Consider the following 12,080-nt stretch of genomic DNA (forward strand, 5'->3'; position numbering starts at 1 on the left):
GCCCGGCAACGGCCGGTGGACCCGCTTGGTTACGGTCCCCGGGGCATTCGGGGGACGTTGTGCCCGTACGGATGAGGGGGCGGGCCGGTGACCGGCCCGCCCCCTCAAGGGTGTTGTCGTGGCGGCTATTTGACGGCGCCCGCCATCACGCCGGAGACGAACTGCCGCTGGAACGCGAAGAACACGGCCAGCGGGATCACCATGGAGATGAACGCGCCCGGCGCGAGCACGTCGATGTTGTTGCCGAACTGCCGTACCTGGGTCTGCAGGGCGACCGTGATCGGCTGGTTCCCGGAGTCCGAGAAGATCAGCGCGACCAGCATGTCGTTCCACACCCACAGGAACTGGAAGATGCCCAGGCTCGCGATCGCGGGCCCGCCGAGCGGCATCACCACCCGCACGAACAGCCTCAGTTCACCCGCACCGTCCAGGCGGGCCGCTTCCAGCAGCTCCCGCGGGATCTCCGCGAAGAAGTTCCGCAGCAGGAACACCGCGAAGGGCAGGCCGAAGCCGACGTGGAAGAGGATCACGCCGAGCATGGAACCGAACAGGCCGATCTTCCCGAAGAGTTCGGCGATCGGGATCAGGGCCACCTGCACGGGTACGACGAGCAGCCCGACCACGGCCAGGAACCACCAGTCGCGGCCGGGGAATTCCATCCACGCGAAGGCGTACCCGGCCAGCGCCCCGATCACCACGACCAGGACGGTCGCGGGGACGGTGATCAGCGCGGTGTTGAGGAGCGAGGAGGTGATGTCGCCGTTCTTCAGCAGCTCCTCGTAGCTCTGGAAGGTCAGCTGGGACGGCTCGGTGAGGACTTTCCACCAGCCGCTCGCCGCCATGTCCTCCGGCGTGCGCAGCGAGGACAGCAGCAGCCCGATCGTCGGGACCAGCCAGAACAGGCCCACCACGATCAGGAACACCCGGACGAGCCCGCCGCCGGCCGCCTCGGCGAGCCGGGAGGCGAGCGGCTGCCTGGCCTTGACGGCCGTCTCGGGCGGCCGGGTGGCCGCCGGGGTGAGGGAACCCGCGTCCGCGGTCATCGCCGCACCTCCCGCCGAAGTCGCCGTACGTTGAACCACATCACCGGGATGACCAGGAGCAGCAGGAACACCGCGATGGCGCTGGCGACGCCCGGCTGGTCCGAGGCGAAGCCCTTGCGGTACAGCTCCAGGGCGAGCACGTTCGCGTCGTCCTGGGAGGAGCCCGGGGCGATGATGAAGACCAGGTCGAAGACCTTCAGCACGTTGATCATCAGGGTGACGACGACGACCGCGAGGACCGGTGCCAGCAGGGGCACCGTGACCCGTCTGAAGACCTGCCACTCGTTGGCGCCGTCGACCCGGGCGGCCTCCAGGAGCTCCCGGGGCATGCCCGCGAGGCCCGCCGCGATCAGCACCATCGCGAAGCCCGCCCACATCCACACGTACGATCCGATGATCGCCGGGGTGACGAGTGAGGGGCCGAGCCAGTTCAGGCCGTTGTACGCCTCCTTGAAGTTGTCGGCGGGCAGCCTCAGCAGCGCCCCGTCGGCCGCCGCGGGCAGCGTGAAGGTGCCGTCCCCGGCCGCCGTGGTCGTCGCCACGACCTCGCCGTCCTTGACCGCCTCGATCTTCATCCCGGCGTAGCCCAGCTCGGCCGCGTCGACGCCGCCCAGTCTGCCGACGCCCTTGCCGCGGGTGAAGTCCTGCCAGGTGGTGCCGGTGACCTTCCCGTCCGCCGGCTCGGCGGTCGCGGCCTTCTTCGCGCCGTCGGGCATCAGGTCGGGGGCCACGCCCACCAGCGGCAGGGCGACCGGGGTGCCCGCGCCGACCGGCTGCTTGGTGATGAACGCGCCGCCGCCCGCCGGCTTCAGCGGCGAGTCGCGGCCGGGGTGAGCCTTCGGGAACGCGGACGACTCGGCGAACGTGTCGTGCACCCCGACCCACACCGCGTTGGCGACGCCCTTGTCCGGGTCCTGGTCGTACACCAGGCGGAAGATGATGCCGGCCGCCAGCATCGAGATCGCCATCGGCATGAAGACGACCAGCTTGAACGCCGTGCCCCAGCGGATGCGTTCGGTCAGCACCGCGAAGATCAGGCCCAGCGCGGTGGCGACCGTCGGCGCGAACACCACCCAGATGACGTTGTTCTTCAGGGCGGTGCGGATGCCGTCGTCGGTGAAGAGGGTCTCGTAGTTGTCGAACCCGGCGAAGGAGTCGCCGGACTGGTCGTAGAAGCTGCGGATCAGCGAGTACCCGATCGGGTAGACCACGAGCGCGCCGAGCAGCACCAGGGCGGGCAGCAGGAACAGCGCCGCCACGGACCTGCGGGTGCCGGTCACGCTCTTGCGCGACTTGGGTGACTTGGGGGCGGCGGAGCCCCGTGGGGCTCCTGCCGCCGTGGCCGACGTCATCGCGTCAGCCGCCGTAGGCGGCGGCCGCGTCCGCTTCCAGCTTCGCCTGGGCACCCGCGACGTCCTTCGGGTTCTTCAGGAAGTCCTGGAGCGTCTTCCACTCGCCCTTGCCGGGGGTGCCGCCGAAGGCCTGCGGGGCCTGGTCCGACATGTCGAAGCGGAAGTCGTCACCGGCCGCGACCAGCGCCTCGGCGATCTTCTTCTGCACCTCGTTCGGGTACACCGAGGAGTCGATGCTCTTGTTGGGCGAGAGGAACCCGCCGAGCTTCGCCTGGATCCCCGCCGCGTCCGGCGAGGCCAGCCAGGTGGCCAGCGCCTGCGCCGCCTTCGAGTCCTTGAAGACCACGGCCGCGTCGCCGCCGGACACCACCGGCGCGGTGTCGCCCACGGCCGGGAACGGGAACACCTTCGCGTCCGTGCCGACCTTCGCCTTCGTCTCACCGATGTTGACCTGGACGAAGTCGCCCTCGTAGACCATGCCCGCCTTGGGCTGGTCGCCGCCGGTGAAGGTCTGCGTCACCGAGGCCGGGAACTCCGTCTGGAGCGCGCCGGACGCCCCGCCCGCGACGAAGTCCTTCTTGCCCCAGATCTCCGCGAGCGTGGTGAGGGCGTCCTTCACGGACGGGTCCGTCCACTTGATCTCGTGCTTGGCGAGCTGGTCGTACTTCTCCGGACCCGCCTGCGAGAGGTAGACGTTCTCGAACCAGTCGGTGAGCGTCCAGCCGTCCGCGCCGCCCACCGAGAACGGGGTGACGCCCGAGTCGTAGACCATCTGGGCCGCGTTGAGCAGCTCGTCCCAGGTCTTGGGCTCGGCGGCGCCGGCGTTCTCGAAGACCTGGGCGTTGTACCAGATCAGCGACTTGTTGGCGGCCTTGTAGTACACGCCGTACTGCTTGCCGCCGACCTTGCCGATGTCCTGCCAGCCCTGCGAGTAGTTCTCGCCCAGCTCCTTGGTCGCCTCGGCGCCCAGCGGCTTGGCCCAGCCCTTGTCCACGGCCTGCTTGATGGCGCCGGGCTGCGGGAGCATCGCCACGTCCGGCGGGGCACCGCCCGCGATCTTCGAGCCGAGGAAGTTGATGATCGGGTCCTGGGCGGGCACGAAGGTCACCTTGGCGCCGGTGCGCTTCTCGAACTCGGCGAGGACCTTCTTGAAGTTCTCCTGCTCGGTGCCGGTCCAGACGGCGGCGACCTCCAGGCTCTCACCGTCCAGCTTCGGCAGAGTGACGGAGGAGGCCGGCTGCTTGGCGCCGCCGCCCTCGTCGCCGCCGTCACCGCCGCCGCTGTCCTCGTCACCGCCGCAGGCGGTGAGCGAGAGCGCGAGCGCTCCCGCGGCCAGGGCGGCTGCGGCCCGGGTGGTCCTCTTGACGGTTCCGCGTGTCCGGATGGTGCTGCTCGTGCGCATCACTGCCCCGTTCTTCGTTCCTCGTCGAACGCTCGGCGCTCTCCCGTGCGCTCTGGTGTACGCCAGGGGGGTGAGGGCGGCAAGGGCGCGTCCGCTGTCAACAGGGCGATCGTGACCGCGTCGTGACCGTGATCGGCAACCGGGCGCGGGTACGGGCGTCGTCGCCCGGGCTCCACCACCTCGCGCCCCGTACTCAGCCGGCGCCTTCGGAGGGGGCACCGCCGAGACGGTCCAGGTACGCGCGGCAGCGGGACTTCCAGTCGGACGGAGCCGAACCGGACAGACAGGCGCGCAGCAACTCGGCCACGGGTTCCCCGAGACCCAGCTCGGCGACGGCGTCCTCGTGTGCCTCCAAGCAGGCGGCGAGCCTGCGCTTGCAGCCCGCGTCGTCCAGGTCGAGCAGGGCGAGTGCCGCCACAGCGCCGGCCAGGTCGATGGCCATGACGATCGGGATCATCCGGCGGGGGACTCCCACATCGTCGGAATCGTTGGCGATGACGACGAGGTGCTCCAAGAACGCGGGGGCGGCGGGCCGCGGCGTGTACAGCTGCTCCAACAACTCGAAGGACAGCCGCTGGATCCCCTGCTCCGGGCTGTTCAGCAGGGCGTACAGGGGCTCCTCGTCCAACGCCCTGCGCGCCGCGAGCGCGCGGAGGGCCTGCTTGCGCTTGTGCTTCTCCTCGAACTCGTCCAGCGCGATCCTCCTCGCGATCACCAGATCGGTCATGGACAACCTGGAGGGCTGGGCGAAGAGGGGCACGGCGGACCCGCGGCGATTGCGCTCGCTCAGGTGACCGACGGCGATTCTGAAGAGCTGGGACAGCTCACGCCGCAGCACGTCCCTGAACGAACCGTCGGTGAAGGGGGCGACGGTGATCTGGCGTTCATGGTAAAGCTCGCGCAGCGTCATCACGAGATTTCTGTCCTGCTCCGACGGAATGACGGAAAGGTCTGTGGGGGGCGGGAAGGTCGAATGCAGGAACAGGTATCTCTGATGCGTCTTGTCGAGGCAGAGGACCAGGAATGGCTTACCGGACATCAGTGCCTCGCTCACCTCGGTCTCCCAGGTGATCCGGCCGATTTCCTCGACTATGACGAACACGCAGATGTCTGCGTCCTGTACGGATTCACGAGAATTCTCGGTCCAGCTCGAAGTGGCAGAATTGATGTAGTTCACCGTCCCCGACAGGAAGTGCCGAGGGATTCCGCCGAAATCTTCCACGACCTGGACGAACGCGTCCCGCACCCTCTCCGTGTCGGCGGCGCCGCACAGCATGATCCTCATCATGGCGCAGTGTTGCATGCGGCCGGGCAACCGGGACCCGCTTCCCGGAGCCCGCCGCTCCCTGTCATTTCTTTGCAGTACCGCCGACTCGACGGGAGCGTACGGCATCTCACCCCCGGCCGTCGGCAAAACGCGCGCCGCGGGGTCGGCCGCATCACACAATGAACCCACGCCCGGCGGTGGGAGGGGAGTGCGGTGGGGTCGAACGACGAGCTGTACGAGAAGTCGGTACTCGACGTCCCGAAACTGCAACGGTACGCCCGGAAGGTGGCGAAGGCCGCGCACTCGAAAGTACCGATGGCCAGCCATCAGGAATACGTGGTGAGGCAGCGCCAGGAAGTGCGACGCAAAGGATGGTTCTCCAAGGAGTCCGTGACGGTGTCGGAACGCTGTGCGCAAGGTCCCGCCCTCCGCTACTGGGAGCTGGGGAGGGTCGCCGATGAGACTTTCCGCAGGAAGGACGGCGCGGACCTCTACGGGCACGTGCACATCAACTGGACCGGCGTGGACGACGGCAGCATGATCATCCTCCTGGAGGACGGCGAGCTGCGCCACGTCGCGTACTCGGTCCGGGACACCGGACCGCACTACCCGGTCCTGGAGATGGAGACCTCCCACACCGAGTGGAAGGTCGCCGCCATGCGGCCGCACGACTACCTGCTGCTGGACAGGCCCAACCTCGGACGCATGCGGGAGAAGACCTACTCCCGCAAGTCCGGCCTCCTGTACATGGAGGAGCTGCGGCGGAACTACCGCGTGACCGTGCGTCAGAAGGGCCTCGGCCTGTCCCTGGCACTCAACCGCCTCTTGAAAAGGGCCGAGTGACCGGCGGCGCGCATCCGCTGACCGGCCGCGGACTCCACGTCTAGAGCAGCGAGGGGACCTCGGCCGCCGAGACCTCGCGGGCCGCCCTTTCCAGGGCGCTGGCCAGCAGGGCCAAGTCGGTGGGTCCGTTGCCCAGTTCGCGTACGGGGCGGCGGGCGGGCGGGTCGCCCATGCGGTGCCACTCCAGGGGGACCACCGTGGGGCGCAGGGTCGCCGTGCGGGGGATGCGGCCCGTGACGCGGCCGCCCTGGAAGGCGGTGGTGCGGCCGTCGGGGCGGGCCAACCGCCCGCGTCCGGGCGCCGGTTCGTCCGGACCCGGCACCGGCGGGTCCAGGGTGACGCGCAGGGTCGCCCGCAGGGCGGGCTCCGTCCGGTCCGTGCGGCCGTCGGGCGCGGTCGCGGCCACCAGGTGGACGCCGAGCCGCTCGCCCTCCCGCGCGACGGCCTCCAGCGCCCGCATCACCGACCCCGCCGCGGGCCGCCCGGGGGAGCCGAGCGGGGGAGTGACCAGGGCGTCGAGGTCGTCGACGACCACGACCAGGCGGGGCAGGGGCGGGACGGGCCCGGTGCGGCGCCTGGCGGCGGCCGGGCGCAGCCGCAGGGTGGAGCTGGGCGGGGACTCCACGTCCCCGGAGTCGGAGACCGGCGCGGGCCCCGCGGCCGCCGGGCCGCGCTGGGAGACGAGCCGGCCCGACACCTCGCGCCCGGTGTGCCACTCGGCGAAGTCCGACCGCCCGAGCAGCTCGGCGCGCCGCTTCAGCTCGGCGCTCAGGGACTGAGCGAACTCCCGCATCCGCACGGGGTCGTTGGCGGTGAGGTGCGTGGTGACGTGCGGAACGTCCGTGCACACGTGCAGGCCCTCGCCGCGGGCGCCGCCCGAACTCACGCTGTCGCGGCCGTCCATGAGGACGACGCCGAGCCGGTCGGGGCGTTCGGCCGAGGCGAGCGAGGCGACGAACGCCCGCAGCAGCTCGGTGCGGCCGCTCCCGGCGGGCCCCTCGATCAGCAGGTGCGGGCCCTCGGCGGCCAGGTCGGCCAGGACGGGGCCGCGCGGACCGGCGCCCAGCACGGCCTGCGCGCGTCCCCCGAGGGACTCGGTGTCGTCGGCCGCGGCGGCCCAGCGGGCCATCAGGGAGGCGGGGGTGGCGCGGGCCAGGCCCAGCTCGTCGAGGAGCCGGGCCGTCCGGGGGAGCGGTGCGGACACGCGCGCGTGGTGTTCGCCGCCGTCCGCGGCGCTGTCCGTGCGCAGCGGGGCCAGGGCGCGCGCGAACCGCTCGGCCCAGGGCAGGGACACGGCGTCCACCGTGCAGAGGGTGCCGTGACCGACCGGGCCGGCGGGAGCGGCCGGGGCGCCCGTGCCCGGGTTCGGACCCGGGCGGGCGACGCGCAGCAGACGCAGGGTCGTCGCCACGTCGCCGCTGAGCAGCACCACGGCGCCGCACTCCCGGAAAACCGGCGACACCGCGCAGGCCGCCTCGTACGTCCGCGTCACCGGGGAGGTGGGGGAGGCGGCGGCTGTCTCGGCCAGGCACACGACGTGCACACCGGCCCGCGGACCCTCCAGGGCCAGCCGCGCCACCGCCTCGCGCACGTCGGCACCGCCGGGATCCCCGTCCACGACGACCACGGTGTACGGGCCGGTGAAGCCGCCTGCCGGGTCGGCGCCGTCGTCGGGGCGCGCCCAGGAGGGCTGAGGCCGGACGTTCCCCGTGGCGGCCGCAGCCGCTGGGGTGTCCTCGGCCGTGTCCTGGGGGCGGGCACCCGGCCGGGCCTCGTCCCCGAGGTGGTCGTCCAGGCGGCGGAGCAGCTCGGCGGCGCGGGCCGTGGCCTGCTCGCGGTCGTGGGCCAGCAGCAGTCGGCAGTCCTGGCCGTGTCCCGGGCGCACCTGGGGCAGCCAGCCCAGCCAGGACCACTCGGCGGTCCGCTCGGCGAGCGGGCGGGAGCGGTCCGCGCTGATCAGGACGATCTCCAGGGTGTCGGCGGAGTGCAGCGCGGCGAGCTGGGCCAGCACCGAGCGGGCCAGCCCGGTGAGCCGCTCGCGCGGACCCGCGAGGCCGAGCGCGCCGACCTCGCGCAGACCGGCGGTCACCGGCACCGCGGGCAGCGGGGCGTCACCGCCCGGCGCCACCCGGTCGGCCGTACCGAGCCGCACGGTGAGCGCCTCCGGGTGGCCCGGGCCGCGCTCCCACAGCCGCGGCCCCGGTCCCAGCGCGGTGAGCAGCAGCGACGCGGGGTCCGGCCAGGTCTCCGGGGCGCCCGAGGTGCCGGGAGGAGACGCCGGGGCCGGGCCGGCCGCCGCCCCGCCGGACGCGAACCCGCCGGGTGCGGGGGCCTCCGGGGCACCTCCGCGCCCGCCGGTCAGCCGCCTCGCCCACGCCCCTATCCCCCCGCGCCTGCGCACCTCCTGCGGCATGTCGGTGCCCCGCAGGGGAGTCCCCTTGCGTGCGGTGCGGGCGCCCGGGGCGCCACCACGTCCGGTGCGGGTGCCCGGGCCGGCGCCGTCCGCACCGCCGGGGGTGGCGGCGGGGCGGTGAGCCGTCGCACCGGTCGTGCTCGGGCGGGAATCCCCGGCACCGGACGGGTCCCCGCGGAGGGCGCCCGCGTCGGCCGGGTCCGGGCCCGTCCGGTCCGGCCCGGAGAGGCTCTGGCCGTAGGAGGCGTCCCTGCCGCCCGGGTCCCTCTCGTACGCGTCCCTGTCGTACGCGTCCCTGCCGTGCGGGTCGCTCCCCGGTGTGCCCGGGGCGGGAGCGCCGTATGAGCCCGGGCCGGGCCCGTCGGAGTGCGGATCGCCCGCGCCGGTACGGGCCGCCCCCGGGGCCGGAGGTCCCTCGGCGTACGGGTCCCGGCCGGGTGCGCCCCGGCCGGCTGTCCGCGGGGCCGGAGCGTCGGGTCCGCCCGCGCCGGACCCGCCGGTCGCGTACGCCCCCGCGCCCCGCGCGCCGCCGTGCGTCTCGCCCCCGGTGGGGGACTGCCGGGGCAGGCCCGCCGAGGAGCCGGTGCCGCGGCTCTCGATACGGGGTGCGCCGCCCTGGCCGGGGACCTGCGGCGGCTCGGCGGGTGCCGCGCCCCTGTCGTAACCCGACGTGCCGTACGCGTGGTGGGTGCGCCCGCGGGGCCGGACCGTCCCGTCCGGACCGGTGCCGCGCGGCGCGGGGTCCGGTGCGGCTCCGTCCGCCGCAACGGACCCGCGCCCGTCCGCGCGCCCGTCCGGATCCGCCACCCGGCTGAATCCGGACGGTCCGGCCTGTCCGGCCGGGCCGTCGGCGGGGCCGTGGCGCCCCGGGCCCGTCGCGCGGGAGCGGCCGTCCGCGTCGCGCACCTGGCCCTCCGCCCCGTCGGCCGCGCGCGCGTGGACCACCGCGCCGCCGTCCCCGTCCTCCGACGAGGGCGCCCCCGGCCCGGTCAGCCGTACGTGTCCCTCCCCGTCCGGCGTCGTCGCCACCCGCTCCTGCGCCGCCGGCGGCACCGGCACGAGCCGCAGGGCGGACTCGCCGATCCGCAGCAGCGCGCCCGGCGGGAAGCGCACCGGTCGGTCGCCCACGCGGGTGCCGTCCAGGGTGGTGCCGTTGGTGGAGCCGAGGTCGGCCACGGAGACGCGGGCGTCGGGACCGACGGTCACGGCGCAGTGCATGCGGGAGACGTCCGGGTCGTCGAGCGCGACATCGGCGTCGGCCGAGCGGCCGAGCCGGATCTGGCCGCCGTGCAGGAGGTGGACGCCGCCCGCGTCGGGGCCCGCGACCACGTGGAGCTGGGCGGGGACCTCCGCCGGCTCGGTGTGCGGGTCGGGCTCGCCCGGGGCGCCCAGGCAGAGCACGGCCCCGTCGATCAGCGGGGGCTCGCCCAGGGTGCTGCGCTGGGCGTCGAGCCGCTGCGCACCGGCGTACAGCACCACCTGGCCGGAGCCCGGTCCCTCCCCGGGGAGCGTCGCGGCCAGCGCGGAGGCGACCGCGGCCAGGGCCGTGCCCGCCGGGGCGGTGACGAGTACGTCACAACGCGCGGGGCGGTCCGTCGCCGGGACGGCCGAAGCAGCCGAAGCATGCGGGCCCAGCGGGTCTACGACGGTCAGCCGGATCTGCATCGCCGTAAGCGGTCCCTTCGCGCGGGCGCCCGCACGCCGGGACGGAAGCCGTCACCGCGGTCCCCCACCGCGGACTTCCCCCACCGTCACACGAACACGTCGGCCAGTACTGCACGCATCCTCGCACCTGCCACTGACAACGCGCCCGCCGCCCGCCGTCAAATGATCTTGATTGGTCGGCTCTGCCCCCAAAAATGCCTGACAGGTGCCCTGCGGATGATCGAATGCCGTCCGCTTGAGATCGGTCACGTGCGGGCAGCGGCAACCACGGGACCGGGTCGAGCGTCTTTCCTTCGAACGTGGTCCGGGGGGCGGCACTACAGTTGGGTCCGACTGGGACCGACCGGGTCTGGGACAGTGGGTCCGAACAGCCAGCAAGCAACTAGGAGCGCATGACGTGCGGCCGGTAGGCAGCAAGTACCTCCTCGAGGAGCCCCTCGGCCGCGGTGCCACGGGCACCGTATGGCGTGCCCGCCAGCGGGAGACCGCGGGCGCCGAGGCGGCCGTGGCCGGACAGCCCGGCGAGACCGTCGCGATCAAGGTCCTCAAGGAAGAGCTCGCGAGCGACGCCGACATCGTGATGCGCTTCCTGCGGGAGCGCTCGGTGCTGCTCCGGCTCACCCACCCCAACATCGTCCGGGTCCGCGACCTGGTCGTCGAGGGCGAGCTGCTGGCCCTGGTCATGGACCTCATCGACGGACCGGACCTGCACCGGTACCTGCGGGAAAACGGGCCGCTCACCCCGGTTGCCGCGGCTCTGCTCACCGCGCAGATCGCCGACGCCCTCGCCGCCAGCCACGCCGACGGCGTCGTCCACCGCGACCTGAAGCCGGCCAACGTCCTGCTGAAGCAGACCGGCGGCGAGATGCACCCGATGCTGACCGACTTCGGCATCGCCCGCCTCGCCGACTCGCCCGGCCTCACCCGCACCCACGAGTTCGTGGGCACGCCCGCGTACGTGGCGCCGGAGTCCGCCGAGGGCCGCCCGCAGACCTCCGCCGTCGACGTCTACGGCGCCGGCATCCTGCTCTACGAGCTGGTCACCGGCCGCCCCCCGTTCGGAGGGGGCTCCGCCCTGGAGGTGCTGCACCAGCACCTGAGCGCCGAACCGCGCCGCCCCTCCACCGTCCCCGACCCGCTGTGGACGGTCATCGAGCGCTGCCTGCGCAAGAACCCCGACGACCGTCCCAGCGCCGAGAACCTCGCCCGCGGCCTGCGCGTCGTCGCCGAGGGCATCGGTGTGCACGCGAACAGCGCGCAGATCGGCGCCGCCGAGAACGTGGGCGCGCTCCTCGCCCCCGACCCGGCGCCCGCGCAGGTCCCGGGCGCCCCCGACGCCGCCTACGACCCGAACGGCGCGACCAGCGTCCTGCCGCACACCTCGGGCCCGGCGGGCGCCGCCGACCCCACCGCCGTACTCCCGAGCACCGGGGCCCCCGACCCGACCGCCGTCATGCCGCCGGTGCCGCCGGGACAGCCCGGCGCCCCCGGACAGGGCGGACCCGAGGACCCGCACCCCTGGCAGAACCAGCTGCGCGCGGCCCGCGACCGCAACGAACAGACGCAGGTCCAGTACCTCGACCCGAACCAGGACCCGCTGCGCCGCCGCCCCCAGCGGCAGGTCTCCCGCCCGCCGCAGCAGCCGCGCCAGGCCCCGCAGGGCCCGCCGCCCCAGCAGCCCGGCTACGGCTATCCGCAGCAGCAACAGCCGCAGCGGTACGCCACCCCCCAGCCCCAGCAGCCGCAGCGGTACGCCCCGCCGCCCGCGCCCGAGCCGCAGCAGCCGCGGCGCGAGCCCAGGCCGCCGCGGCAGCGCAGCGCCAACCCCATGCGCATCCCGGGCCTGGGCTGCCTCAAGGGGTGCCTGGTCACCGTCGTCGTCCTGTTCGTGGCCGGCTGGCTCGTCTGGGAGCTGAGCCCGCTCCAGGAATGGATCGGCACCGGCAAGGGCTACTGGGACCAGCTCACCGACTGGTTCACCACCGTGACCGACTGGATCGGGGACCTGGGCGGCTCCGGCGGAGGCTGAGTCTGGAGACTTGTCGACATCCGGAGGGTGATTTCCGCCTCCGTGGTGAAGGCCGGCTCCTCGGAC

Annotated in this window: 7 protein-coding genes; 2 read left to right on the plus strand and 5 right to left on the minus strand. The window is 73.5% G+C overall.

Translation table 11 applies throughout. The annotated features are described in order from the left end of the window. Positions 1 to 125: 125 nt before the first annotated feature. The 4 genes from R2E43_RS23285 to R2E43_RS23300 form a co-directional block, all read right to left on the minus strand. On the minus strand, positions 126 to 1,043 hold the full coding sequence (locus R2E43_RS23285) for a carbohydrate ABC transporter permease (protein WP_003975831.1): 918 nt from the start codon (positions 1,041 to 1,043) through the stop codon (positions 126 to 128). Beyond that, the gene (locus R2E43_RS23290; protein WP_030865510.1) at positions 1,040 to 2,395 is read right to left on the minus strand and encodes a carbohydrate ABC transporter permease; all 1,356 of its coding nucleotides are present in this window, start codon (positions 2,393 to 2,395) and stop codon (positions 1,040 to 1,042) included. Before R2E43_RS23290 ends, R2E43_RS23285 begins: the two co-directional genes overlap by 4 nt. Before the next feature lie 4 nt (positions 2,396 to 2,399). After that, positions 2,400 to 3,797, minus strand: a complete 1,398-nt coding sequence (locus tag R2E43_RS23295) for an ABC transporter substrate-binding protein (RefSeq protein ID WP_030865507.1) — start codon at positions 3,795 to 3,797, stop codon at positions 2,400 to 2,402. 193 nt (positions 3,798 to 3,990) lie between these two features. Further along, positions 3,991 to 5,073 (minus strand): hypothetical protein, encoded by a 1,083-nt coding sequence (locus R2E43_RS23300; protein ID WP_161270066.1) that lies wholly within the window; start codon positions 5,071 to 5,073, stop codon positions 3,991 to 3,993. 204 nt (positions 5,074 to 5,277) lie between these two features. Between R2E43_RS23300 and R2E43_RS23305 the strand changes: the two genes are divergently transcribed. Beyond that, on the plus strand, positions 5,278 to 5,907 hold the full coding sequence (locus R2E43_RS23305) for a hypothetical protein (protein ID WP_003975835.1): 630 nt from the start codon (positions 5,278 to 5,280) through the stop codon (positions 5,905 to 5,907). A gap of 40 nt (positions 5,908 to 5,947) precedes the next feature. Here the strand turns inward: R2E43_RS23305 and R2E43_RS23310 are convergent, their stop codons facing one another. After that, the gene (locus R2E43_RS23310; RefSeq protein ID WP_332056531.1) at positions 5,948 to 9,985 is read right to left on the minus strand and encodes an FHA domain-containing protein; all 4,038 of its coding nucleotides are present in this window, start codon (positions 9,983 to 9,985) and stop codon (positions 5,948 to 5,950) included. 397 nt (positions 9,986 to 10,382) lie between these two features. Between R2E43_RS23310 and R2E43_RS23315 the strand changes: the two genes are divergently transcribed. Next, on the plus strand, positions 10,383 to 12,014 hold the full coding sequence (locus tag R2E43_RS23315) for a serine/threonine-protein kinase (RefSeq protein WP_003975838.1): 1,632 nt from the start codon (positions 10,383 to 10,385) through the stop codon (positions 12,012 to 12,014). Positions 12,015 to 12,080: the final 66 nt, after the last annotated feature.

It is taken from the genome of Streptomyces violaceoruber (assembly GCF_033406955.1).
GTDB lineage: Bacteria > Actinomycetota > Actinomycetes > Streptomycetales > Streptomycetaceae > Streptomyces > Streptomyces violaceoruber.

What these genes read in the sequence shown, in the direction of transcription:
- R2E43_RS23300 (WP_161270066.1), bottom strand. Translation starts at nt 5,073, where the DNA reads ATGCTGTGCGGCGCCGCCGACACGGAGAGGGTGCGGGACGCGTTCGTC.
- R2E43_RS23310 (WP_332056531.1), bottom strand. Translation starts at nt 9,985, where the DNA reads ATGCAGATCCGGCTGACCGTCGTAGACCCGCTGGGCCCGCATGCTTCG.
- R2E43_RS23290 (WP_030865510.1), bottom strand. Translation starts at nt 2,395, where the DNA reads ATGACGTCGGCCACGGCGGCAGGAGCCCCACGGGGCTCCGCCGCCCCC.
- R2E43_RS23285 (WP_003975831.1), bottom strand. Translation starts at nt 1,043, where the DNA reads ATGACCGCGGACGCGGGTTCCCTCACCCCGGCGGCCACCCGGCCGCCC.
- R2E43_RS23295 (WP_030865507.1), bottom strand. Translation starts at nt 3,797, where the DNA reads ATGCGCACGAGCAGCACCATCCGGACACGCGGAACCGTCAAGAGGACC.